At 48.3% G+C, this 24,115-nt stretch carries 19 protein-coding genes and 1 tRNA gene; 17 read left to right on the top strand and 3 right to left on the bottom strand.

Going from position 1 to position 24,115, the window contains the following annotated elements; genetic code table 11:
* Positions 1–98 precede the first annotated feature (98 nt).
* The 4 genes from OIR97_RS14815 to OIR97_RS14800 all read left to right on the top strand — a co-directional run bounded on the left by OIR97_RS14815 (position 99) and on the right by OIR97_RS14800 (position 4,821).
* A complete protein-coding gene (locus tag OIR97_RS14815) occupies positions 99–557 on the top strand; it encodes a GatB/YqeY domain-containing protein (protein ID WP_169543017.1) in 459 nt (152 codons plus the stop codon).
* Positions 558–609: 52 nt separating this feature from the next.
* Positions 610–2,499: a DNA primase gene (gene dnaG / locus OIR97_RS14810; RefSeq protein ID WP_169543016.1), complete on the top strand. Its 1,890-nt coding sequence runs from the start codon at positions 610–612 to the stop codon at positions 2,497–2,499.
* 61 nt (positions 2,500–2,560) lie between these two features.
* Complete coding sequence (gene rpoD / locus OIR97_RS14805) at positions 2,561–4,594, top strand: RNA polymerase sigma factor RpoD (RefSeq protein WP_169543015.1); 2,034 nt, start codon at positions 2,561–2,563, stop codon at positions 4,592–4,594.
* 150 nt (positions 4,595–4,744) lie between these two features.
* Positions 4,745–4,821 (top strand) — tRNA-Ile (locus OIR97_RS14800).
* Between the two features lie 26 nt (positions 4,822–4,847).
* Here the strand turns inward: OIR97_RS14800 and OIR97_RS14795 are convergent.
* Positions 4,848–5,441: an NAD(P)H-dependent oxidoreductase gene (locus OIR97_RS14795; RefSeq protein ID WP_169543014.1), complete on the bottom strand. Its 594-nt coding sequence runs from the start codon at positions 5,439–5,441 to the stop codon at positions 4,848–4,850.
* A gap of 103 nt (positions 5,442–5,544) precedes the next feature.
* Between OIR97_RS14795 and OIR97_RS14790 the strand changes: the two genes are divergently transcribed.
* Both OIR97_RS14790 and OIR97_RS14785 read left to right on the top strand, forming a co-directional pair.
* Positions 5,545–6,141: a TetR/AcrR family transcriptional regulator gene (locus tag OIR97_RS14790; RefSeq protein WP_169543013.1), complete on the top strand. Its 597-nt coding sequence runs from the start codon at positions 5,545–5,547 to the stop codon at positions 6,139–6,141.
* 297 nt (positions 6,142–6,438) lie between these two features.
* Positions 6,439–8,157, top strand: a complete 1,719-nt coding sequence (locus OIR97_RS14785; protein WP_267177730.1) for a PAS domain-containing sensor histidine kinase — start codon at positions 6,439–6,441, stop codon at positions 8,155–8,157.
* A gap of 2 nt (positions 8,158–8,159) precedes the next feature.
* On the opposite strand, the gene OIR97_RS14780 is transcribed toward OIR97_RS14785, so the two are convergent.
* Positions 8,160–8,768, bottom strand: coding sequence for a LysE family translocator (locus tag OIR97_RS14780; protein ID WP_169543011.1), 609 nt, complete (start codon positions 8,766–8,768; stop codon positions 8,160–8,162).
* Positions 8,769–8,864: 96 nt separating this feature from the next.
* Here OIR97_RS14780 and OIR97_RS14775 point away from each other — a divergent pair, with 96 nt between their 5' ends.
* Positions 8,865–10,253, top strand: a complete 1,389-nt coding sequence (locus tag OIR97_RS14775; RefSeq protein ID WP_169543010.1) for an aminotransferase-like domain-containing protein — start codon at positions 8,865–8,867, stop codon at positions 10,251–10,253.
* Positions 10,254–10,305: 52 nt separating this feature from the next.
* Positions 10,306–11,250: a nucleoside hydrolase gene (locus OIR97_RS14770; protein WP_169543009.1), complete on the top strand. Its 945-nt coding sequence runs from the start codon at positions 10,306–10,308 to the stop codon at positions 11,248–11,250.
* Here the strand turns inward: OIR97_RS14770 and OIR97_RS14765 are convergent.
* Positions 11,243–11,653: a YbaN family protein gene (locus OIR97_RS14765; protein ID WP_219821541.1), complete on the bottom strand. Its 411-nt coding sequence runs from the start codon at positions 11,651–11,653 to the stop codon at positions 11,243–11,245. The two genes, OIR97_RS14770 and OIR97_RS14765, sit on opposite strands and share 8 nt — an antisense overlap.
* Positions 11,654–12,137: 484 nt before the next feature.
* On the opposite strand from OIR97_RS14765, the gene OIR97_RS14760 reads away from it, so the two are divergent.
* The 9 genes from OIR97_RS14760 (at position 12,138) to OIR97_RS14720 (ending at position 24,010) form a co-directional block, all read left to right on the top strand.
* Positions 12,138–13,412: a branched-chain amino acid ABC transporter substrate-binding protein gene (locus OIR97_RS14760; protein WP_169543008.1), complete on the top strand. Its 1,275-nt coding sequence runs from the start codon at positions 12,138–12,140 to the stop codon at positions 13,410–13,412.
* Positions 13,413–13,523: 111 nt separating this feature from the next.
* A complete protein-coding gene (locus tag OIR97_RS14755; protein WP_169543007.1) occupies positions 13,524–14,474 on the top strand; it encodes a branched-chain amino acid ABC transporter permease in 951 nt (316 codons plus the stop codon).
* The gene (locus tag OIR97_RS14750; RefSeq protein ID WP_169543006.1) at positions 14,471–15,763 is read left to right on the top strand and encodes a branched-chain amino acid ABC transporter permease; all 1,293 of its coding nucleotides are present in this window, start codon (positions 14,471–14,473) and stop codon (positions 15,761–15,763) included. The genes OIR97_RS14755 and OIR97_RS14750 overlap by 4 nt, the downstream gene beginning before the upstream one ends.
* A 1-nt stretch (position 15,764) precedes the next feature.
* Positions 15,765–16,520: an ABC transporter ATP-binding protein gene (locus OIR97_RS14745; protein ID WP_169543005.1), complete on the top strand. Its 756-nt coding sequence runs from the start codon at positions 15,765–15,767 to the stop codon at positions 16,518–16,520.
* Entirely contained in the window at positions 16,513–17,208 is a 696-nt protein-coding gene (locus OIR97_RS14740; RefSeq protein ID WP_169543004.1) for an ABC transporter ATP-binding protein, read from the top strand. The genes OIR97_RS14745 and OIR97_RS14740 overlap by 8 nt, the downstream gene beginning before the upstream one ends.
* A 164-nt stretch (positions 17,209–17,372) precedes the next feature.
* The gene (locus OIR97_RS14735; protein ID WP_219821540.1) at positions 17,373–20,876 is read left to right on the top strand and encodes an indolepyruvate ferredoxin oxidoreductase family protein; all 3,504 of its coding nucleotides are present in this window, start codon (positions 17,373–17,375) and stop codon (positions 20,874–20,876) included.
* Between the two features lie 78 nt (positions 20,877–20,954).
* Entirely contained in the window at positions 20,955–21,758 is an 804-nt protein-coding gene (locus OIR97_RS14730; protein WP_169543003.1) for an enoyl-CoA hydratase, read from the top strand.
* Positions 21,759–21,977: 219 nt separating this feature from the next.
* Positions 21,978–22,568, top strand: coding sequence for a VPLPA-CTERM sorting domain-containing protein (locus tag OIR97_RS14725; RefSeq protein WP_169543002.1), 591 nt, complete (start codon positions 21,978–21,980; stop codon positions 22,566–22,568).
* Between the two features lie 473 nt (positions 22,569–23,041).
* Complete coding sequence (locus OIR97_RS14720; protein WP_169543001.1) at positions 23,042–24,010, top strand: AEC family transporter; 969 nt, start codon at positions 23,042–23,044, stop codon at positions 24,008–24,010.
* Positions 24,011–24,115: the final 105 nt, after the last annotated feature.

Here is a 24,115-nt window from a genome sequence, read left to right as displayed (position 1 = left end):
TTCCCTTTAAAAACAATGACTTACATAAAAAATTTGGTTTGCTATAATTCGACCATTGAGTTAGTATGGCTCCTTTCTTCACAATAGTTTAATGAATTATGTTACGCACCAGATTGAAAGACTCTTTAAAAGAGGCAATGAAATCAAAGGATAAGCGGAAAGTTTCCACTTTGCGTTTGATTTTGGCTACCCTCAAAGACAGGGATATCGCAGGCCGGGAGAAGGGATCTGAAGATGGAATCGGCGAAGATGAGATTCTCCAGATGCTGACCACTATGGTCCGTCAGCGCCGCGAGTCCGTCAAAGCCTACGAAGAAGGCGGCAGAATTGATCTGGCGACTTCTGAGCAGGAGGAAATCGAGATCATCTCCGAATATCTGCCTAAGCAGTTTGGCGAAGATGAGACAAAAAAAGCAGTTGAAGAAACCATCGCCGAAATTGGCGCTGTTGGACTTAAGGATATGGGTAAAACCATGGGTGCCTTAAAAGCCAAATATGCAGGTCGCATGGATTTCTCGAAAGCCAATGCATTTGTAAAAGCGGCGCTGGGGGCGTAAAGTCGTCCGGTATTGCTGCTGAAGTTTTTTTCGGCTTTTCATTGGAGACTAAATGGCTTTTCCACCACATTTTCTGGAGGAAATAAAAGCGCGTGTCGGTTTATCGGACCTTGTCGGCCGACGCACAAAGCTGACCAAAAAGGGGCGGGAATATTCTGGCCTCTGTCCCTTTCACAATGAAAAATCCCCTTCTTTTACAGTGAACGAAGAAAAAGGCTTCTACCATTGCTTTGGCTGTGGGGCCCATGGGGATCATGTTGAATTCGTCAAGCAGACCGAGGGCGTCTCTTTTCCTGAAGCGATCGAAAGACTCGCCGATCTGGCTGGTTTGCAAATGCCGGCGCAGGATCCGCATGAAAAGCAGCAGCAGCAAAAGTCGGCGACACTCCACGAGGTAATGGATCTTGCTGCGAAATGGTTTTCCGCTCAGCTCTCCTCACAGGCAGGGACGGCCGCCCGCGCCTATCTGGAACGCCGTAAGGTTTCTGATCAGGCGGTTAGTCAGTTTGGCATTGGGTTCGCCCCATCAGCAAGAACTGCCCTGAAAGAAGCGTTGCTTGCCCGCGGGGTTACTGAAAATCTGATGATGGAGGCCGGGCTTATCATTCAGCCTGATGATGGCCGTCCCTCATACGATCGGTTCAGAGATCGATTGATGTTTCCAATTGGCGACCGGCAGGGCCGTGTCATTGCTTTCGGGGGGCGAGCGCTGGGCGATGCGCCAGCAAAATATCTGAACTCACCGGATACGCCACTTTTTCATAAGGGACATATTCTCTATAATATGGCGTCTGCACGGCGCAAAGCATTTGATGCGGGGAATGTCATCGTGGCCGAAGGGTATATGGATGTCATTGCGTTGGCAGAGGCTGGCTTTGAGCAGGCTGTGGCCCCTCTCGGGACAGCGGTAACCGAGGATCAGCTTCGCATTTTATGGAAGATGGCTCCTGAGCCTATTATGTGTCTCGATGGGGATGCCGCTGGTTGGAGAGCCGCGCAACGGGCCTCGGAACGGGCGTTGCCTCTGTTAATGCCGGGCAAATCCCTGCGATTTGCGTTGCTGCCGGAAGGTGTGGACCCAGATGATTTGATAAAGTCTGAAGGGCCGCGGGCGATGGCTGATATCCTAAACAAAGCGCTACCGCTTTCTGAATTGCTATGGAAAAAAGAGCTGGAAGGGCATGCTGTTAAAACGCCCGAGCAAAAGGCTGCCTTTGAACGATCTCTTATGTCTTTATGCGATCAGATGGAAGACCAGACTGTTCGCGATTATTATATAAAGCACTTTAAGGATCGTTTGTGGCGTTGGAGCCGCGAGCAGTCGTTTCAGCAAAAGGGGTCTTATTCGGCAGGCAAAAAACCGGAGCGATTCGGGAGATTCGCGAATCAAAAGAATAAATTTGGAAAAAACCAGGTCGCGGAAACCCCGATTGCCAAGTCGACAAAGATGGGTCGTCGGGAAGAACTGTTGCTGATAACAGTCGTTAACCACCCGGAAATACTGGAAAGTTACTTTGATGAATTCGCCGCGATTCAACTTTTTTCAGCTGATCTTGACAGGCTCCATAATGCAATCATAGAAATTGCAACTTCCGAATCAGATCTTGACTACGATAGAATGAAGCACCACTTAACCAAACGTAGTCTTTTTAGCGTGGTGGAGAAGTTTAGTAAGGACACATCTGGGAGCCTGGACTGGTTCGCAGAGAAAGAGGCTGCTTTAGAAGATGCTACACAGGGTTGGTTGCATTTGGTGGCACGATACGAGCGCGTGAAGTTAGAGCAGGATCTGAAGGTAGCGCAAAAGAATTTAGAACAGGATGTGACACGCGAAAATCTCGACCGTTTGAAGCTTGCGCAAAAAGCTCTGCAGGAAGCAGAGGGAAATGAAGCGGATCTTGATGGTTTTGGAGTGGCATCTGGCCGGAATACCGGATTTTGAAGATTAGGTACGATTTCGGGCTTTGGATCCGTTGTCGGTACAATTCAGGAGTTAGAAATATATGGCCATGAAAAGTGCAGAAGCAGCGGAAGCACCGGAACAACGGGAAGATGCACCAGATAGCCCGCTGATCGATGCCTCGCAGGCTGCTGTTAAAAACATGCTGGCAAAGGCAAAAGAAAAAGGCTTCGTGACATTTGACGAGCTTAACGAAGTTTTGCCGCAGGACCAGATGTCGTCCGAGCAGATCGAAGACACAATGTCCTTGCTTTCGGAGATGGGCATTAACGTCGTCGAGAATGACGAAGCCGGAGAAGAAGCCTCTTCGAATGAAAATGAAGAAACTTCTGACGAAAAAGTTCCTGAAAAGCCAGCAGACAAACCAACCACGACCGGGGACCGTACAGACGACCCTGTTCGCATGTATCTTCGTGAGATGGGAACAGTTGAATTGCTGTCCCGCGAAGGTGAGATTGCGATTGCCAAGCGCATAGAAGCGGGGCGCGGCAAGATGATTGGTGCGATTTGTGAAAGTCCGCTGACCATTCGGGCAATTCTTAACTGGCGCGAATTGATGCTGCAAGAGCAGTTGCTCCTCCGGGATGTAATTGATCTGGACGCCACTTACGGAGCAGGCGCTGCGGCTGAAAAGGCATTGCAGGAAGGCTTCGATGAAGATGCAGACGACGATTTGCCGGCGGCGGATTTGAGCGATAGTGATGACTCATCCGATGACGACGACGATGAGAGCGAAGAACAGGAAGTCGATGAAGACGGTAACCCTGTTCAGCGTGATGATGATGATGCGGACGATGCCGAAGAAAACACCATGTCGCTCGCGGCGCTGGAAGAAACGCTGAAACCTCAGGTTTATGAGCGTTTTGATGAAATCGCGAAAACATACAAAAAACTTCATAAGCTTCAGGAAGCCCGTTTGACGGCTGCAATGGAGAATGAAGCCGTTCCTGCAACGCAGGAAAAGAAATATGACAAGCTGAAAAACGAGTTGGTGAAATTGATGGACGATGTCCATCTGACCAATAACCGGATCGAGGCTCTTGTTGACCAGCTCTACGGCATCAATCGCCGGCTTATGAGCCTGGAGGGTAAGCTGCTGCGGTTGGCTGAGCGTAACAAAGTCGCGCGGACAAGTTTTCTTGAAAATTATTTTGGCTCGGAACTGGACCCGAACTGGGTGGAAAAAGTTTCCAAGCTTAAAGCCAAGGGGTGGAAAGATTTCACCGGAAATGAATTGAGCGGTATTAACGAAATTCGCGGTGAGATTATCAAGATTTCATCAGAATTTGGTATGCCAATGACTGAATTCCGCCGGATTGTCAGTACAGTGCAGACCGGTGAAAAAGAAGCCAGCCGGGCGAAAAAAGAGATGGTAGAAGCCAACCTGCGACTGGTGATCTCTATTGCGAAAAAATACACAAACCGTGGCCTGCAGTTCCTTGACCTTATTCAGGAAGGTAATATTGGTCTGATGAAGGCCGTGGACAAGTTTGAGTATCGCCGCGGCTATAAATTCTCAACCTATGCGACTTGGTGGATCAGGCAGGCGATTACGCGTTCGATTGCGGATCAGGCGCGGACAATCCGTATTCCGGTCCATATGATCGAAACGATTAATAAGCTGGTTCGGACTTCCCGTCAGATGCTTCACGAAATTGGCCGGGAGCCAACACCGGAAGAGCTTGCTGTTAAATTGGGCATGCCGCTTGAAAAAGTGCGCAAGGTCATGAAAATTGCGAAAGAGCCGATTAGTCTTGAAACACCGATTGGTGATGAAGAAGACAGTCATTTGGGCGACTTTATTCCCGATGAGAATGCGGTGCAGCCTCTTGATGCGGCCATTCAATCAAACCTGCGCGAAACAACGACCCGCGTTCTGGCCTCTTTGACGCCGCGTGAAGAACGGGTTCTTCGTATGCGTTTCGGTATCGGAATGAATACGGATCACACGCTGGAAGAAGTCGGTCAGCAGTTCTCGGTTACCCGAGAACGTATTCGCCAGATTGAAGCGAAAGCACTTCGCAAGCTGAAGCATCCAAGCCGGTCCAGAAAGCTTAGAAGTTTCCTCGATACTTAAAACGACAAGACGACGTGAAAAAAGCGAACCGAACAACGGTTCGCTTTTTTTGTGGTTGGTGCGTTTCAGGAATTGCTTCTTTCTTCCGAACGCGGTAAATAATCACGAAACGGGACGTGTTTCGTTTTGTTAGCGCGTAAGCGCTTCGGTGGGCCTGTAGCTCAGTTGGTTAGAGCCGACCGCTCATAACGGTCTGGTCGCAGGTTCGAGTCCTGCCGGGCCCACCATTTCTTATCTTCTTCAGGTTTTTCAATTAAGCCGCTGTCAGTCCGAATTTCCGAACCTCGCTGATCCATTTTTCCACATGGCCAGATTTAGGGTGGCTCGCGCCGGCGAAAAAGCTGACCCGGGTTGGCTTGATACCGACAAATCCGAGAATTTGATCCTGCAACTGCCGTAGGGCAGCATTGCGATAGATCCAGCGCATAAACCAGCCCGGCGTATCCGAAGTCATAATAATACGACCTGTTCTGCCGGTCAGGAGGGGCTGGGGCATTCCAAGCCAATTGGTTGTGCGCGTATCAAAGGTTCGGCCGGGAAGAAAGGCTCGATCGATCAGACCTTTTAGCTTGGCCGGAAACCCGCCCCACCAGAGCGGGGTTGTTATAACGAGATGTTCACTCCAACTCAGATCCTGAAGAACCTGCTCTAGGGGCGCTTCAAGGGGTTTGTGTTGTTCAAATCCGCCGAAACCATAATCCGGATCAAAATCCAAATCGCACAGATGGGTGAGCCGAACATCATGACCCGCATCGCGCGCAGCGTTCGCGTAGGCTTCCGCCAATGTCCTGTTTAATGAGTTGGCGGCCGGGTGACCGTTGAGGATGTAGATCCGTTTCGCGTTCATGGTAAATGTCCTTATAATTGACCGTGGTCATTTTATAAGCCCTTAAATTGACCGCGGTCAATAGTGAATTTGACTGTGGTCAATTTTTCTGTCATAAGCAGGCATGACAAGAGCGATACAAAAAAGAACATTACAAACCCGTGCCCGTCTGGTTGCAGCCGCTGAAGAAATCATAAAGGAAGATGGCTTTGAAGCGTTGCGGGTTGAGCAGGTGGTCCTGCGCGCGGGAACAGCTAAGGGAACATTTTTCTCGCATTTTAAAGATAAGGATACACTGATGGATCTCATCATCGGTGCCCGTATCGATGGTTATCTGGATGATTTACAGGCGATGCCGCCGCCGCAAAATGTTGAAGAATTTGTAGAGGCGATAATCCCGCTTTGCGAGTTTATGACATGTGAGCGATACGTTTTTGATGTAATTTTGCGATATTCCGGGGCTGCCGGAATTACCGAGATTGGTCCGATCGCGGCAACGTTTGAGCGATCCATTCATGTTTTTGCCGGATGGTTTGAGCGCTCTTGCTTCCGACGGGATGTTTCTTCGGTCCTTCTGGCGGAGGGCGTTCAGGCGTTTGCTACTCAGGCAATGGCGCTGCGTTTTTGTGCCCGACACGGGGATCAGCCATTGCACCAGCAATTGGAAGTCTATATGCGGGCTTGGCTATTGCCTCCCGCTGCGCCCCTGAACCAAAAATAACATCGTTTGGAGTCTCCTTCGCGATAGAATAAGAATATTCCTTGCCTGATTTGTATTTGGCTTGATCCACCTCAACGAGGATCGTTGGCGTCAGGCTATGATCATTACATAAAATTAACGAAATTTACCTATACTCAATGGTCATAAAACTTAAGGGCGTTTAGGTCATTGCCGATACCCCGAATAGTTTGGCAGAAATAAAGTTTTCTGTTGCAATGGGAAGAATGAAAACGAGTGTCTGATAACCGGAAAAAACGTTACTTGCATGGCGGGTTTATACTGTGGGCAGCTACTTTTTTGGCACTTACAGGAGCTCTTTTTTACTACGTGCAATTCTCATTGAGAGAGGTGGAGGAAAGCCTGCCTGTTCCGGTGCTTTACGAGCAGATGATCGTCGATCAATTTTATTCTCAGACATATGAAGCGATCGAGCAGTTGGAGCTCGGTGGAGAGTTGGCTGATAAGGCGCAACTCGAACTTCTGCGATCTGTATTATACACCCTATCAAGCCAGAAATCTGATCTTCAGTCTGCCGTCAGCCTTGGTTTTGATCAGCAGGTGTCTGTAGAATACAGCTTGGGCGCGATTGCAGAATCCCTTTCAGTGCAAATCGATAGTTTGCGCACCATTGTTGCCCGTGAGAACCCGGAAGAATACGATAAAGCCTTTGATGAAATTACTGCTGGTTTGAGAGATATCCTCAAAACCGCCGCTGTTCTTCAGGATAATGCGCTCGATCTGGCGGTAAGTGAGCTTCACCGCCAAGCTGAAAAAGTCCAGGAATTTAGAAACAGTATGAGGATGGTTTTCGTCGCTGTCTTCCTGATGGCTGCTGGTATGATGTATTTTGCCTATTTGCGCCATCGAGCACGTAAGGGGCTGGAAAGAAGCGAATTGCGTCACCGCCGTATTTTCGAGAACGCGACGGAGGGTATCTATCAGTTGACTTTATCGGGCGAGATTCTGGATGTTAATCCCGCGCTAGCCAATTTGTTGGGGTATCAGGATTCGCTGGAGCTTTTAGAGAGTCATGAGCCAAATTTCGAGAGTTTTTATCGAGAGCCAGCGGTTGCAAGAAAGCATTTGGACAGATTACGGTCAGGCCAGAATTTGCTTGATCAAGTTCATCGATGGACAAAAATCGATGGAGGGTATGTCTGGGGCGCGGTCAATGCCCATCCTGTCTTTGATGAAAATGGACAGATCGAATATTTTGAAGGCACCTTCACGGATATGACAGCACGGGTTGAGGCAGAGTTAAGCTTGAGAAAAGCAAAGGAAGCCGCGGAACTTGCAAATGGTGCAAAATCGGTTTTCCTTGCAAATATGAGCCATGAGCTACGAACCCCGCTTAATGCGATAATCGGCTTTTCAGAATTGATCAAATCGGAAGTCTTTGGAAGTTTGGGGCACGAAAATTATAAAGAATATGCGCGGGATGTTCATTCTGCGGGCGAACATTTGCTTCAGGTCATCAATGATATTCTTGATGTGGCGAAAATTGAAGCCGGTCAAATGCAGTTGCAGGAACGGGAAATCAACATTGTGAATTCTGTTGATACCTGCTTCAGGATGCTGTCGGTTCGCGCTGATCAGGCTGGTGTTAGCCTAAAAAGTGACATTCCGGCCGACATCCCTAACTTGATTGCGGATGAAACGAGGATCAAGCAGATCTTGGTCAATCTGGTCAGTAACGCGGTTAAGTTTATGGAAAATAACGGGACTGTTATTGTAAAGGCATTTGTAAAACCAGATGGGTGTTTGGCCCTGCAGGTGATTGATACCGGGATTGGTATTGCTGATGCAGATATCCCCCGCGTCCTTTCCCGTTTCGGGCAGGCGCAAAATTCCTACGCCCGCGCGTCAGAGGGGACAGGACTGGGCCTCACATTGGTACAGCTGATCGCCGAAATTCATGGGGGAACCTTTAAGTTGGAAAGTGTGCTGGGCGTTGGAACGACCTGTACGGTTATTCTGCCCGCCTCCCGTATAGTGCCAATACAGGTGCGGGCATAATCTCAGTCCAAAATTCCAGAGCGGAATACTGCAAGCGCCACGACAATGATCATTAGGACGGCGAGAGATTGGTTGATCCGGCTCATAAGCTTTTCTGATTTAACATGCTTGTGGACAAGGGCTCCTGCAAAAACCCAAAGTGAATTGAGAACCACGCCGGTAAGGCTGAAGACAATCTGAATTGTTACAAGCTGGATGATCTGCGCTTTGCCGGGATCCACAAACTGAGACAGGGCAGCAATCATCATAACCCAGGCTTTTGGATTTAGAGGATGGATCAGGCAACCCGCAAAATAGCCCGGTTGTTCCAGCGTTTCGCCAGATTTGGGTTTTTGAAACGCAATCTTGTAGGCCAGATAGAGAATGTAGCCAGCAGACAATACGAGAAACGTCGTTTTTAGGGTGGGGAAGTTTGCGAATAAGGTGCCGACACCAACAGCAACACCGATCCCTACCAGAATAAATCCTGACAAAGTGCCAAAAAGAAATGGGACTGATTTCCGATATCCAAAACGGGCACCGGAAGCCATTAAAGCCATATTGGCCGGCCCGGGAGAACCCACCATGGATACAGCAAAGAAAAAAACAAGTGCGATTGTCTCTATTGGCATGGCAATATTCCTTGATACAAAACTAATTGTCGTTATATTGTCCCTTTAATTGATGTGTCAAAAATTATATTGTATCTACTACAATTTGAGGGAAGTATGGCTAAATCTGGCGAGATCGTGGACCGGCTGCTGACGAAAATTGGCTCAGGTGAACTGGCGCCAGGGGATCGTCTGCCCACCCACAGAGAGTTGGCTTGGGATATGAAGTGTAGCGTGGGGACCGTTACACGGGCTTATGCAGAGCTTGAGCGTCGCGGTATCGTTTATGGACAGGTTGGGCGTGGCACCTTCGTTTTTGGCACAGGCCGCGATAAGCAGGAGATCGGATCGGGCATGTTCATGCCAACGGCTGACAATACGCGTCAGGAGCCGGATCAGCTGATCGATCTGTCGCTTAACCGTTTTTATCATCCCCAAATTGAGATGGCCTATAAGCAGGCGTTAGAGCTGGTTTCCAAAAACTTTAATGTTGAAGATTATAGCCGGTACTTTGATTGTCGGGGGCGCCCAGTGGATGCCGCGGCAGCTCAGGAATGGATGGAGTCTCTCATCGGGCCATTGGAGAAGAGGAATATCCTCATCACACAAGGGGCACAGTCCGGATTATTTTTAGCGATGTCCGCTTTGGCGAATGCGGGGGATAGTATTGCTACTGAGGAATTTGGGTATCCAGGTATCAAGGCCGCGGCACAAGAGCTTGGTTTGCGGATTAGTGCGATTGAAATGGATGATCAGGGAATGATCCCAGAAGCGTTCGAGAGTGTTGCAAGGCGCGGTAAACTCAAAATTCTGGTGACGGTACCAACGAATCACAATCCAACGGGGTCAACTCTGTCCCTTGATCGGCGAAAAAAAATTGTCACGATTGCCAGAGAGCACCATATTTCGATCGTCGAAGATGGTGTTTACAATCCGTTGCAACGTAATCGGTTACCGTCCTTTTGGGAATTGGCTCCTGATATATCCTTATATCTGACCAGTTTTTCCAAACTATTCAGCCCCGGACTAAGGGTTGGTCATATTGTTGCGCCCGATAAGCTGATCCCCAGATTAGTGAACAGGATGACGGTCATAAACTGGATGACGTCTCCGCTTACTCTGGATGTGGTGAACGTGCTTTTGAAAATGGGGACGCTTTATCAGCAACAGGACGACTTATTGACTGAAAATCAGAGACGGTATTCGCTGGCATGCAAGTTATTTGAGCCATGGATGTCAAAAGGACAGATGAATGTCCGAAGTCCTCTTTCCCATATTTGGGTGAAACTGCCGGCCACGATGGCGACCACTGATTTTGTAACGCAGGCCAAAGAAGACGGTATTCTGCTGATTGGCGGGGACCGCTTTGCCATGAACCGGCAACTTGATGATAATTACGTCAGGGTTTGTTTGATGAGTGTCCCCGATTACTCTGTTCTGGAAAATGCATTGTCCCGATTGAAGGCGTTATTGCAGGTTGGCGAAACGCGGGCGTTGATTAGTTAGTTTTACCGCAGGACATCTTGACAGCGGCAGCCAGTCAGTGGAATTTACGCGCATGAAAAAAAGATCGGTCATATTAGATTGCGATCCAGGTCAGGATGATGCGTTAGCCATCCTGCTGGCACTCTCATCTGAAGAAGAAATAGAGCTGCTTGGTATTACGACGGTGGCGGGCAATGTCCCGCTTTCTTTGACTGAAAGCAATGCGCGCCGAATATGTGAGCTTGCCAACCGTCCGGATGTTAAAGTTTTTGCGGGGGCCCGCCAGCCGTTGATGCGTCCGCTGGTCACGGCAGAATGGATCCATGGACGTACAGGGATAGATGGCGCTGATCTTCCAGATCCGACGATGCCTCTGCAATCTCAGCACGCGGTTGATTTTATTATTGAAGCCTGCATGGCCGCGGATGATAAGTCGATTACTCTGTGTCCGATCGGCCCGATGACAAATATCGCCCTCGCCATGATGAAGGAGCCCGGTATCGTTCCCAAAATTCAGGAAATCGTTTGCATGGGAGGTGCGATCAAGGAGTTGGGCAACACAACGCCAGCGGCTGAGTTTAATATTTATGTAGATCCGCAAGCGGCTAAAATCGTTCTGGATGCAGGTGTGGAATTCACGATGATGCCATTGGATGTCACCCATAAAGCGTTGGTTACGCCTGAACGGCTTAAGCGCATGATAGACCTTGATTCGCCAGTTGGCGATGTTTGCGGCGGCATGTTGGATTACTTTAATCGGTTTGACATGACCCGATATGGCTTTGATGGAGGTCCTTTGCACGATCCATGCGTCATTGCATATCTCATCGATCCGGAGTTGTTTTCTGGACGAAAAGTCTTTCTAGATATCGAAATCGGATCTGAATTGACGATGGGGCAAACCCTGGCCGACTGGTGGGACATTCAGGAAAAGACACCGAATGCCTATATTTGTGACGGGTTAAATGTGGACGGTTTTTTTAATCTGCTTATCGACAGGTTGGCACGGTTTAGCTGACAGGTGGAACGTCTTTTGTCGGCACTGATGGGCGTTTGCTCGGGCGGGTAAGGATGAAGCCTGCGCCAACGGCCATCAGTGCCAGCATGCCGGACAATCCGTACCAGGGGACGTTCGAAAAAAGGACTACCAGGGTCGCGCTGATTGCCATCGTTCCAATGGAAAATACTTTGGCACGCAAAGGGATAACGCCATATTTCGACCATTCCTGAAGAGGGGGGCCAAACAGTTTGTGGTGATATAACCAGTCATGAAACCGATCGGAAGACTGGGAAAACGCCCATAGGGAAATAAGGAGAAACGGGGTCGTTGGCAAGACGGGTAAGACTACGCCTACGCCCCCTAGTCCGACAAAGAACCAGCCGATAAACATCAGAACAATTTTTTTGGATTTCTCAGTCATAATTGTGCCGATGGGACCGTTCTATGTGTGTTGGGGGGGACTGTAACTGTTTGTTGCTTGAGGTTCAAACATTCTTCGCAGGCAAGGTTTAACAATTAAATTTTATTGAGGCACGTGAGTGCCCTTCGGTTGGGCCTTATTGTCCGCGGAAAGACCCGAATTTATTTATTTACTGCGATGTATAGTCGCGGGCTGAAGTACTCAAACTGTTTTATTGAAAATGCCAGCTCTATTACTTTCAGGAGAGGTATGTTTTTCATAAAACAATTTAAATAATGGGAAATGCCTAATTTTTAGGCGCAACTGGGCGACTTTTTGGGTTGAAATCTTTGAGAAATGAAAATTATACTGTTTGAGCTTCGGTCACAAAAATGGGTTCAACAATAATATTATAAAAACGCACGGAAGTACCGGGAAGGATAAAGAGTTAATCTAAACCCCGGATGTTTTTCCCAAATAAGAAAAAAATAGACCAGGCAGAAAAATGGATAATCAATCCCGATGGGAGGAAAAATTGAAAATAAGATCCAAGATCCTAACAGGCGCTACCCTCGCAGCCCTTACTGCATTTTCTGCACAAGCAGCAGACACGATTAAAATTGGATTTATCGATCCACTTTCAGGACCGTTTGCCGCAACCGGAACAAATGGACTGGCCCAGTTTAAATATGCTGTTGAAGAACTCGTGAACAAAAAGGGCGGTGTTCTCGGTGGCAAGAAATTTGAAATCGTTCCTTACGATAACAAAATCAGCCCTAAAGAAAGCCTCGTTCAATTGAAACGGGCGATCGGTGAAGGTGTTCACTATATTGCCCAGGGCAACAGCTCTGGTGTTGCGAACGCCCTCACGGATGCGATTAAAAAGCACAATAAGCGTAATCCGGAAAATCGGGTTCTGTTTTTGAACTACTCAGCAGTTGATCCTGCTTTGACAAACGCAAAATGTAACTACTGGCACTTCCGCTTTGACGCCAATGCTGACATCAAAATGAACGCATTGACGGACGTGATCAAGACCAAAGAGAGCATTAAAAAAGTGTACTTGATTGGTCAGGATTATTCCTTCGGTAAGGCTGTTGCTGCTGCGGCTGTTAAATTCTTGGGTGAAAAACGCCCTGATATTACAATCGTAGGCAACGAGCTGCACCCGATCGGAAAAGTGAAAGACTTTACACCATACGCTACTAAAATCCGGGCTTCCGGTGCTGATGCGGTTATCACAGGTAACTGGGGTGCCGATATGGTTGGTCTTGGTAAGGCCATTGGTGAAACAGGTCTTGATGTTCCGATTTACACATACTATGCCGCCAATGATGGTATTACGAAAACAATTGGTGCCAGCGGTAAGAACAAAATTCGCCTGGTCCATGAAGGTCCTTTGAACCCTCCGAGCACAGATGCTTACACGACATATCACAAAGGATTTAAAGCGAAAAATCCTGAAAAAGATATTTCTCAGTTCCGTATTGCAAATGCAATCCAGATGCTTGCAGCTGCAATGGAGAAAAGTGGAAGTGAAAAGCCAATCGACGTAGCGGCTGCACTTGAAGGCATGGAATTCACCTCTTTGCATGGTGAAAAACTAGTGATGCGTGCTGATGACCATCAGCTTATCCAGCCGATCCATGTTTCTGTTCATACTGACGAAAATATCACGTTTGATTCTGATAATTCAGGATTTGGCATGAGAACAGAAAGCACTGTTGCAGCAGCGGATACCGCTCTGCCTACGACCTGCAAAATGCGCCGGCCTAAATAATGGCGTTTTACTTCTAGGGTTACTCGAGCTGCCTGACTCTGTGTCAGGCAGCTCTCTTTAAGCAGACGTAAGATCTGTTCCCTCTCATTTTGCGTAAAAGAGATTCAACCAATGTTTGAATTGATATTCTTTTCCCTATTAAACGGGATTGTGACAGGGCTGTTGCTCTTCATGTTGGCAAGTGGTTTGACACTAATCTTCTCTATGATGGGTGTTTTGAACTTTGCCCACGCCAGCTTCTATATGCTTGGCGCTTATTTTGCCTATACAATCAGTCTATATGTCGGGTTTTGGATCGGGTTGATTGTTGCCCCGATTGTTGTTGGCTTGTTAGGAGCCATGATTGAAAGATATGGATTACGATATGTTCACCGATGGGGACATGTTGCCGAGCTGATCTTTACTTTCGGTCTCGCCTTCCTTATCGAAGAAATCGTCCAGTTCATCTGGGGTAAAGATACGAAAGCCTACCACGAGCCAGAAATCCTGCAGTTTTCTCTATTTACCTTTTTCGGTCAGGACTTTCCGGCTTACAAAGCGTTCATGCTGCTGGTTTCCATCGCCATCTTCATAATGCTCCTGCTCATTCTGACACGCTCTCGTGTAGGGCTGATCATTCAGGCAGCGATCACGCAACCTAATATGACAGCTATGCTGGGGCATAATGTGCCGTTGGTGTTTATGGGTGTATTTGGCGTAGGCTGTGCCCTTGCGGGTCTGGCCGGTGTTATCGCTGGTCCGGCGCTGGGAACATTCCCCGGAATGGCCGTGGTGCTTGGAAGTATCGTGTTTGTGATTGTGGTTGTTGGTGGCCTTGGCTCTTTGGCAGGTGCGTTTGTTGCATCGCTATTGATCGGCTTGCTACAAACCTTTGCAATTGCATTGGATTATTCCGTCAGCGATCTTCTATCCGCCTTCAACATAACAACAGATACAGAAAGTGCCCTTCGGGATTTGTGGACTTTGTCCCTGCCGCAAGTGGCGCCAATTTTACCATATTTGTTGCTGGTGTTGATCCTGATCTTCCGTCCGACAGGTCTGTTTGGGAAGCGTGAAACATGAGTGAAATTACAAATGCGCAGGCAGGAGGAATGTCCGCACCGTTCGCAAAGCGTTTTGGTCCCTGGATTTTCCTTGCTGTAACACTTATCGTTTTACCGTTTATTTTCAGCAGTAATATCGCTGTTTATACGATGAACCTGATGGGTATCTTTATCATCTTTGCCTTGAGCTATAATATGCTTCTTGGTCAGGGTGGGATGCTGTCTTTCGGCCATGCCGTCTATTTCGGTCTTGGCGGATTTATGTCCGTCCATTTCATGAATTATATTGAAGATGAAATCATTGTTCTTCCGATGATTTTCCTTCCAATTTTCGGTGGCCTGATCGGTTTGGTGTTTGCGGTGATTGTCGGCAGTTTCTCGACACGGCGCGCCGGCACCGTCTTTGCGATGATTTCGTTGGGAATTGGCGAACTGATTGCGGCAAGTTCTTTGATCTTTGTTGCCTTCTTTGGTGGCGAAGAAGGTGTCAGCGGTGATCGGACCATGGGGCCGGTTATTATGGATGTCGATTTTGCCCAGGATATCGAAGTCTATTACCTGATTGCCGCTTGGGCGTTTGTCACAATCGGTTTGATGTATCTGTTCTCCCGTACGCCAATGGGACGTATGGCGAACGCTGTACGTGACAATGACGAACGGATCGAGTTTATCGGCTATTCGCAGCGGAAAGTCCGGTTTATCTCATTTTGTGCGTCAGGCTTCTTTGCGGGTATCGCCGGGGGACTGTTTGCGATCAACTTTGAGATTGTAACAGAGGAAAACCTCAATGCTCTAACATCGGGTGTTGTACTTCTGATGACGTATATCGGTGGCGTAGGCTTCTTTATTGGACCTATTGTTGGCGCTGTCATCTTTACCCTTCTGCAAACGCTGCTCAGCAATTACACGGAAATCTGGCAGCTCTATGTTGGTGTTATGTTCGTGCTGACGGTTATGTATGTTCCGCAAGGACTGACCGGCATTATGGCGATGCATATTCCAGCCTATCGGATGAAACGGCTGAACGGTTTGCTGGTTCCCTACATTCGGGCAGGCATTCCAACATTGATGATGCTGGCCGGTATTGTTGGTTTCCTTGAAATGATCCACCACGTTCGTTCTGCGGCTGTTGGTGAAACCCAGATGACATTGATCGGAATGGATTTTGATACGCATACAGTTCTTCCATGGGTGATCGTTGGTATTCTTGGAACCGTCGGTGCTTATTTAACGAAAACTCAAATGCCTCAGTTGCGAGAAGCCTGGGAGGTTGCTAACGCACCTCTAAACTCAGAGGAGGGAGCGTAAAATGACGTCTGCTATTTTACTGGAAGATGTTCGGAAAAGCTTCGGGCCGACCGAGATTATCCGAGGTGTTAATCTGGACATCGCAAAGGGTGAAAGACATGCGATTATTGGTCCGAATGGGGCCGGTAAATCAACTTTGTTTCACTTGATTAGTGGCCGGTACGATTTGTCAGGAGGCCAAGTGTCGCTGAACGGTGAAGATATCAGCAACCTTCCTCCTTATGAAATCTACCGTAAGGGTCTGTCCCGGAGTTTTCAGGTTACCAATATTTTCCCGATGTTAAGCGTCTTTGAAAATGTTCGGTGCGGTTTGATGTGGGTAAAGGATTACAAATATTCTTTCTGGCATCTGGTTGACCGGGAAAAAGAGCTGAATAAACGAACGGCCGAAGTGCTGGAAGAGATCGGACTGACCTCACGTCAGCACGTTCCTGCCGGTGTTTTGACCTATGCTGAACAACGGGCCTTGGAAATTGGTATTGCCTCTGCGGGGGGCGCCGATGTGATCATGCTGGATGAACCAACCGCTGGTATGAGCCATTCCGAAACGGATCAGGCCATGGCGTTGATCCGAAAAATTACTGAAGGCAAGACCCTTGTGATGGTTGAGCACGACATGGGCGTGGTTTTTGATCTTGCTGATCGGATTTCTGTGCTTGTGTATGGCGAGATTATCGCAACGGATACACCCCAGAATATCCGGAATAATAAAGCGGTCCAGGAGGCCTATCTGGGTGCGGAGGCAGAGCATGCTTGAGGTAACTGATTTAAATGCCTACTACGGCAAAAGCCATATCTTGCAAGGGGTCAATTTCCATGTGAAAGAAGGGGAGATTGTCTCTCTTCTCGGGCGGAACGGTGTCGGGCGCTCCACAACCATTAAGTCTATAATGGGTGAAGTTCCGCCACATGGTTCAGTCCGTTTTAAAGGCAAGGAAATCGCGGGCATGAAGGAACATGAGATCGCCAACGCGGGGCTTGGTTATGTTCCGGAAAACCGCGATGTTTTTCCTGGGCTGACGGTCCGGCAAAACCTGCTTCTTGGTATCAAGGATATGAAGAAGCAGGGGCGTTGGAAGATGGAAGACATGTTTGAAATGTTTCCCAACCTTAGAACCCGGGCGGATGTTGATGCTGGTGTGCTGTCTGGTGGAGAACAGCAAATGCTGACGATGTGCAGAACGCTCATGGGGGATCCTGATCTCGTTATGATCGATGAACCTACAGAGGGGCTTGCGCCTAAAATTGTAGAGCAGGTCGGCCGATTGCTTTCGGAAATTGCTAATCGAGGTGTTTCCATCTTGCTGGTTGAACAAAAACTGGCGATCGCCTTGAAGATTTCTCACCGACTATATGTAATGGGGCACGGTCATATGGTGTACGAGGGAACACCTGATGAACTTAAGGCTAATGAGCATATCCGCAAGGAATGGCTCGAGGTCTAGGCCCTGTTTGATAGCGGTTGAGAAGGCGGTGCCAACCCGGCTGCCCGGGCGGGCGCCGCCTTTCTTATTTTGATCGTACTTTATTTCCTGTATGATCACCTCAAAAGCGCCATGCCCATATCTCTGGCGTGAAAAATATAAATGTCTGAGCAAGAGGCCACTTCATGAATAACAGTTCCATGCGCGAAAACCCGGTCACATTGGACGATAAATATGAACTTGATGAAGGTCAGGTTTTTATTACAGGGACGCAGGCGTTGGTTCGTATTCCGATGATGCAAAGACAGCGGGATGTCGCAGCAGGCTTGAAAACAGGCGGGTTCATTTCGGGATATCGGGGATCTCCGTTGGGGCTTTACGATCAGAGTTTATGGAAAGCCAAACCCTTTCTAAAAAATAATAATATTGAATTTCAGCCCGGCGTGAATGAGGATCTGGCGGCAACCAGCATTTGGGGAACCCAGCAACTGCACTTGTCTGGAAAATCAGATTATGACGGTGTTTTTGGTATCTGGTACGGCAAGGGGCCCGGTGTCGATCGGTCCGGTGATGTCTTCAAACATGGCAATATGGCCGGAACATCAAAAAATGGCGGCGTCCTCGTATTGATGGGGGACGACCATACTGCAAAATCATCAACGGTTGCCCATCAGAGTGAACAGGCGATGGCTGCGGCGATGATCCCTGTTTTGAACCCGGCGACGGTGCAGGAATATTTGGACTATGGTCTTTATGCACTGGCTATGAGTCGTTACAGCGGCTGCTGGGTGGGAATGAAATGTCTTACCGATACAGTGGAAAGTTCTGCGACGGCCTATGTGGGCGACGATCGGGTGCAGGTCAGAATTCCGGATACAATCGAAGAGCCTGTGGGCGGCGTACATTTGCGTTGGCCAGATAGTGCAATCGCACAAGAAGAACGCCTGGTGCGCCATAAAATTCCCATGGTTAAGGAATTTGTACGGGTCAATGGGTTGGATAAGATCACCAAAGACAGCGCGACCCGAAAGTTTGGTATTGTCACAACCGGTAAATCCTGGCTGGATGTTGAGCAGGCCCTGTCAGATCTTGGTATTACTCAAGAGATCGCCGAAGAAATTGGTCTTTCCGTTTATAAGGTTGCCTGTACCTGGCCGTTGGAGCCGACAGGTTTACAAAATTTTGCCAAGGGTCTGGACGAAATCCTGGTTGTCGAGGAGAAGCGAAGCCTGATTGAAGAGCAGGCCGCACGCATTCTCTACGACATGGAAGCGCGTCCACGATTGGTCGGTAAAACAGACCCGGCAGGCGCATTTCTTCTCTCTTCCGATGGAGAACTAACGCCTGGTGAGGTTGCAAGCGCAATCGCGTCTCGATTAAAAATTCGCGACTTGCCCAAATCACTGATAGACGGAATTGCCGTCGCAGAAGCGAACGAAAGCGGAAATGCAATGCCGGCAGCACCGGTGTCAAGGTCCCCTTGGTTTTGTTCAGGCTGCCCTCATAATTCGTCCACGAATGTGCCGGAAGGCAGTCGTGCCATGGCTGGTATCGGGTGCCATACAATGGCTGTTTATATGCCTAATCGGCGCACGCAGACATATACTCATATGGGAGCGGAAGGGGCTAACTGGATTGGTCAGGCACCGTTTACCAATGAAGAACATATCTTTCAAAATCTGGGGGATGGGACTTATTATCATTCTGGTCTAATGGCGATCCGGGCAGCGGCGGCCGCAGATGTGAATATCACCTACAAAATATTGTTTAACGATGCCGTTGCCATGACCGGTGGGCAGCCTTTTGATGGCCCTTTAAGTCCTTGGCAAATCAGTCAACAGGTCCATGCTGAGGGAACGAAAAAGATCGTCGTTGTAACGGATGAACCTGAAAAATATGATAGCCAGACGCGGTGGGCGCCCGGTGTTACCATCCATCATCGGGATGATCTGGATAGTGTACAGCGCACCTTAAGAGACGTTAAGGGTGTTAGTGTTTTGATTTATGATCAGACATGCGCCGCTGAAAAACGTCGCCGCCGCAAAAGAGGGACCTTCCCGGATCCTGCGAAGCGCGCTTTTATCAATGATCTGGTCTGTGAAGGTTGCGGGGATTGCGGTGTAGTGTCCAACTGCGTTTCTGTTAAACCGCTTGAAACGGAGCTTGGCCGTAAGCGGGTCATCGATCAATCTTCCTGCAACAAGGATTTTTCATGTGTCAAAGGGTTTTGTCCCAGTTTTGTGACGGTCGAAGGCGGGGCGTTGAAAAAGCCTGAGAAAAAAGAAGTCTCTTCTTCTGATGTTGACGTTTCCAATCCCGCCGCGGGTTTGCCTGAACCAACGACACCCGAAATATCCGGCTCCTATAATATACTTGTCACGGGTATTGGCGGAACAGGTGTCGTAACAATCGGCGCCTTACTGGGGATGGCGGCCCACTTAGAAGGAAAAGGCGCGTCTATTCTGGATCAAACTGGTCTTGCGCAGAAAAATGGTGCGGTAATGAGCCATGTTCGTATCACGCCAACAGCGGCTGATCTCGGAGGCACGCGCATTCCCAATCAGCAAACAGACCTCGTTGTTGGGTGCGATCTGGTGGTTGCTGCCGGACAGGATGCTCTTAAAAGTTACGGGTTGGGAAGAACTCGGGCGATTATTAATGACCATGTGGTTCCGGTTGCTGCCTTTACATTAGCCCCGGATCTTGCGATGGACCGGGAAGCATTGACTCAGTTGGTTGCGGACGCAATCGGTCGGGAAAAAGCGGAATTTGTTGATAGTACAACGCTTGCGACAGCGTTAATGGGCGATTCCATTGCCGCCAATCTCTTCCTTTTGGGCGTCGCATTTCAAAAAGGGACCATTCCATTGAAGCTTGCATCTATCGAGCAGGCGATCGAATTGAACGGTGTCGCGATTGAGGCAAATAAACGCAGTTTTGCGTGGGGGCGCAAGGCGGTTACGGATGAAACGCTGGTTAAGCAAATAGCGTTGCCTGAAACTCCTTTGTCGTTTGAGAAAAAGCCTGAAACGCTGGACGAGATGATCAAACATCGTTTTGACTTCTTGACCGCCTACCAAAGCAAGCGATACGCAAAACAATATCTCAACCTTGTCGAAAAGGTACGGCAAAAAGAAGCGGCCCTCCCCGGGCAAAATGACATGTTGTCCCGAGCTGTTGCCCGCTACCTGTTCAAATTGATGGCTTATAAAGATGAATATGAAGTCGCACGCTTGTACACCAACGGGCAATTTGCACAAAAGATTGCGGAACAGTTTGAGGGTGATTTCAAGCTCAAGTTTCATTTGGCGCCGCCCGTTCTTGCTAAAAAAGATAAAGAGACGGGACATCTGAAGAAGCAGGAATTTGGCCCTTGGATGATGGTGGCCTTCAAGTTGCTTGCCCGGTTGAAATTCCTCCGCGGCACGTCTTTGGATCCGTTTGGAAAAACCGAGGAAAGAAAAGGCGAAGTTGCTCTTATTCAACAATATTGCGAAACGGTCAGTGAACTTTTGGATAAACTGAGCGCTGAAAATCATGCGCTGGCAGTCGAAATTGCTGAGGTTCCTGAGAATATTCGTGGGTTTGGTCATGTTAAAGACCGTCACCTTCTGGCGGCAAAAGCTCAGCATGAAAGTCTGCTGTCCCGGTTCCGGAATGGCGAAAATACTAAGCTGGCGGCCGAATAAAGAGGAGTGAGGCATTTAAGTCCAATCGTTCGGAACCGTAATCTGTACTTGTGAAATATATAAAAAAAGGAACAAATAATGACACAGGATCTGCTTGAGACAATTGAAGACGGTGTGGCAACCCTTACGATGAACCGACCCAGTGCCCGCAATGCTTTTACACGCGGCATGATTGCAGACATGTTGGAGGCGCTGCCGCGTCTGGCCGCGGATAAATCAGTACGGGCGTTGGTGCTGACGGGTGCGGAAGGGGCCTTTTGCTCGGGCGGAGATGTAAAATCTTTCGCCGACAATGTCGATAAGGCGGACAGTTCGGGATATGACTTCAATCTAAAGGTTGACGAACTCAGGGCGCGGATGGAAGTCAGCCGTTTCTTGCACGAAATGCCAAAACCGACTTTGGCCGTTATCCCGGGACCAGCCGCAGGGGCTGGCTTCTCGCTTGCGATGGCTTGCGACTTGCGAATTGCCCTCGACACCGCAAAAATTACGACTGCCTTTTCAAAGGTTGGCCTGTCTGGTGATTTTGGCGGATCTTATTTCCTGACGAACCTCGTCGGCGCGGCGAAAGCGCGAGAACTGTATTTTACAGGCCGGGTTCTGTCTGGTGCCGAGGCGCTTGACCTTGGAATGGTCAACAGAATTTCGACAGCGGAGGCCCTTGAAAAAGATGCAAAAGCCTTCGCCCAAGAACTCGCCTCGTTGCCGACTGTAGCCGTCGGTTTCATGAAGAAGAACCTGAACAAAGCGCTTCATTCTGATCTCAATACGGTTCTTGATTGGGAAGCTGTTCATATGATGAGTAGTTTTGAAACCGAAGACCATAAAGGTGCGGCGAAAGCATTTGTCGAGAAGAAAATGCCTGTATTCAATGGTCAGTGAATTAGAAGTTTGGATATTTCAATACGAATCAGGCCTGACGAAAATGGTTAGGTCTGATTATTTCGTAATAAATTAACCAAAATCCGATCATTCATTTGAGTGAGATCGGTCAAAATCTGCTCAAAAATATGGTTAATTGTAAGAAAATGCTTCTACGAGGCTGCTGACAGGATTATAAAAGTGCTGAGTGAAAACGTTGTTTTCTGAAGGAATGGAATAATGAAACGCATTTTAAAAGCAGTTGCAGTGATCTCTACTGCAGTGGTTTGGTTCGTATCGGCGCAAAGTGTCACTGCGGCAACTTGTACACCCGGTGCTTCCCTTTTTAATGGTGTTTCTGGCGCAGATTTGACAACCTCTACTCAGTGTGAATTTCATTTGGGAAATGATACTAATCAGATCGGCTCTTCCATTAATCCGTTTGGCTTCAACGATTGGGTCTTGTCCGCTAAAAGCGATGGTCCTGGCGGGGACGGAAAGCTTCAGCTTTCAGGTGTGACAAACGGTGGCACATCCGGCGATTGGACGATTGCTGATTTTAAGGGCTACACAACTGTCATGCTTACCTTGAAATCTGGAAGCCGGTTTGCCGCATATCTAATTGATACGGCATTCAATTCTGGTGAATGGACAACTGCAAATGTACTCACCAATAGACATGGTCGTGCACAAGGCCTGTCCCATCTTTCTGTGTATTATTCTGCGTCTTCTTTGACAACAGTTCCCCTTCCTGCCGGGCTACCACTCTTCGCAGCCGGACTTGCCGGGCTCGCTTTCCTTCGGAGAAGAAAGATGAAGGCCGCGGCGTAGCCCGCGCTTTCTGGCTTTTGACATAAGCGCTGTTTTTTTGTGCGCAGCGTATGTGACTTTATGTCGCTTTCCAAAGACTTGAGACCTGCTTTTTTATCCATAAAATGATCGCAATCAAATTGTTCGATTTTTTTGCGAGGTATATTTGTGGATTTCATCATACGGCTATTGAAGCTTGTTCCAGTACTGAACTGGTTCGTTAACGATGCTATTAATGGCTCGGTTACCTGTAAAGTTTGTTTCATATTGAATTTGGGAATGGCCTGGCTGCTGGCCATATATGTTTTTGGGTATCCGGCAATTATCATTCCGGCATTGACATTGGTTCCTCTGGTTTTTATCACGTTAATCAGCATTACTGCACAAGACTGTTTTCCAAAGACCAAAAAGGGTTGATCCAGCGGTACATCCGAGCGACTTATTGTCGTCGGTTTAAAATCAGTCGACGGACCTGACCTGTAGAAAGCCGATTTATGACCGAAATAGCCAGTTTGATTTTGCCGCTTTTCGGTCTTATTTTTCTCGGATATTTGACCGCTCGGATAACAAAGCAGAAGGAGCACGCACTGGGGTGGCTCAATACCTTTATTATCTATGTGTCCCTTCCGGCTTTATTTTTTAAGTTACTTTCCAAAACACCTGTAGAGCAGCTGGCGAGTTGGGATTTTATTCTGGCAAACCTGTCCGTTACCTTTTTCGTGTTCCTTGTTGTTTTCTTTATCGCGTTTCTGATTTTGCGCGCCAAGGTCGCTGAGGCAACTATTCAGGGGCTTGCCTCAGCTTATGGTAATATCGGTTATATGGGGCCTGCTATTGCCATTCTCTCTTTTGGAGAGAAGGCAGCTGTCCCGGTTGCATTGATTTTTTGTTTTGAAAATATGATGCATTTTATTGTTGCGCCCACGATGATGGCAGTGGCCAGCACGCAAAAGCAGAATGTGATCCAGTTGATTGTCGGTATTCTTCGGAAAATACTGTTTCACCCGTTTATAATTGCAACCTTTCTCGGTGTTTCAGCAGCGCTTATTGATCTTTCCCTGCCGCGCCCGGTCGAAGGCTTGGTTGACTACCTTGCCCAAGCCGCAGCGCCTTGCGCCTTGTTTGCGATGGGTGTTAGTCTGGCGTTACGTCCGCTGAAACGGCTGCCCGTTGAACTGACCTATATCGTGCCTGGAAATCTTATCCTGCACCCGATTTTGATGTATGTCTTTTTAAGCTGGGTTGGTGATTTTGATCCTATCTGGGTTTATACGGCGGTCCTGCTGGCGGCGCTTCCCACAGCGACAAATGTTTTTGTTCTCGCGCAACAATACGGCGTGTGGATTGAGCGGGCATCCGCAAGTATACTTATCAACACAATATTGTCTGTGGTGACTGTGAGTGCAGTGATATATGCAATCAAAAGTGGTTTCTTCCCGCCCGACCTCTTTCCCGCATTGTAGGATTTTCTTTTAGATTTGAATTACTAGTGTTGTTATTGAAAAAAATAGCGCTACCATGAATATGTGCTCGTTCTCGTTATATGAGTGTCAGGTAAAAATTGAGTA

The sequence above is a fragment of the Sneathiella aquimaris genome, assembly GCF_026409565.1.
GTDB lineage: Bacteria > Pseudomonadota > Alphaproteobacteria > Sneathiellales > Sneathiellaceae > Sneathiella > Sneathiella aquimaris.
The sequence above is the reverse complement of the archived record's forward strand: the minus strand, read 5'-3'. Positions and strand labels throughout refer to the sequence as shown.

Coding starts and splice junctions, on each gene's coding strand:
- OIR97_RS14765 (WP_219821541.1), bottom strand. CDS start 11,653: ATGACTGAGAAATCCAAAAAAATTGTTCTGATGTTTATCGGCTGGTTC.
- OIR97_RS14770 (WP_169543009.1), top strand. CDS start 10,306: ATGAAAAAAAGATCGGTCATATTAGATTGCGATCCAGGTCAGGATGAT.
- OIR97_RS14775 (WP_169543010.1), top strand. CDS start 8,865: ATGGCTAAATCTGGCGAGATCGTGGACCGGCTGCTGACGAAAATTGGC.
- OIR97_RS14730 (WP_169543003.1), top strand. CDS start 20,955: ATGACACAGGATCTGCTTGAGACAATTGAAGACGGTGTGGCAACCCTT.
- OIR97_RS14780 (WP_169543011.1), bottom strand. CDS start 8,768: ATGCCAATAGAGACAATCGCACTTGTTTTTTTCTTTGCTGTATCCATG.
- OIR97_RS14735 (WP_219821540.1), top strand. CDS start 17,373: ATGAATAACAGTTCCATGCGCGAAAACCCGGTCACATTGGACGATAAA.
- OIR97_RS14760 (WP_169543008.1), top strand. CDS start 12,138: ATGGATAATCAATCCCGATGGGAGGAAAAATTGAAAATAAGATCCAAG.
- dnaG (WP_169543016.1), top strand. CDS start 610: ATGGCTTTTCCACCACATTTTCTGGAGGAAATAAAAGCGCGTGTCGGT.
- OIR97_RS14745 (WP_169543005.1), top strand. CDS start 15,765: ATGACGTCTGCTATTTTACTGGAAGATGTTCGGAAAAGCTTCGGGCCG.
- OIR97_RS14790 (WP_169543013.1), top strand. CDS start 5,545: ATGACAAGAGCGATACAAAAAAGAACATTACAAACCCGTGCCCGTCTG.
- rpoD (WP_169543015.1), top strand. CDS start 2,561: ATGGCCATGAAAAGTGCAGAAGCAGCGGAAGCACCGGAACAACGGGAA.
- OIR97_RS14720 (WP_169543001.1), top strand. CDS start 23,042: ATGACCGAAATAGCCAGTTTGATTTTGCCGCTTTTCGGTCTTATTTTT.
- OIR97_RS14795 (WP_169543014.1), bottom strand. CDS start 5,441: ATGAACGCGAAACGGATCTACATCCTCAACGGTCACCCGGCCGCCAAC.
- OIR97_RS14815 (WP_169543017.1), top strand. CDS start 99: ATGTTACGCACCAGATTGAAAGACTCTTTAAAAGAGGCAATGAAATCA.
- OIR97_RS14750 (WP_169543006.1), top strand. CDS start 14,471: ATGAGTGAAATTACAAATGCGCAGGCAGGAGGAATGTCCGCACCGTTC.
- OIR97_RS14740 (WP_169543004.1), top strand. CDS start 16,513: ATGCTTGAGGTAACTGATTTAAATGCCTACTACGGCAAAAGCCATATC.
- OIR97_RS14755 (WP_169543007.1), top strand. CDS start 13,524: ATGTTTGAATTGATATTCTTTTCCCTATTAAACGGGATTGTGACAGGG.
- OIR97_RS14725 (WP_169543002.1), top strand. CDS start 21,978: ATGAAACGCATTTTAAAAGCAGTTGCAGTGATCTCTACTGCAGTGGTT.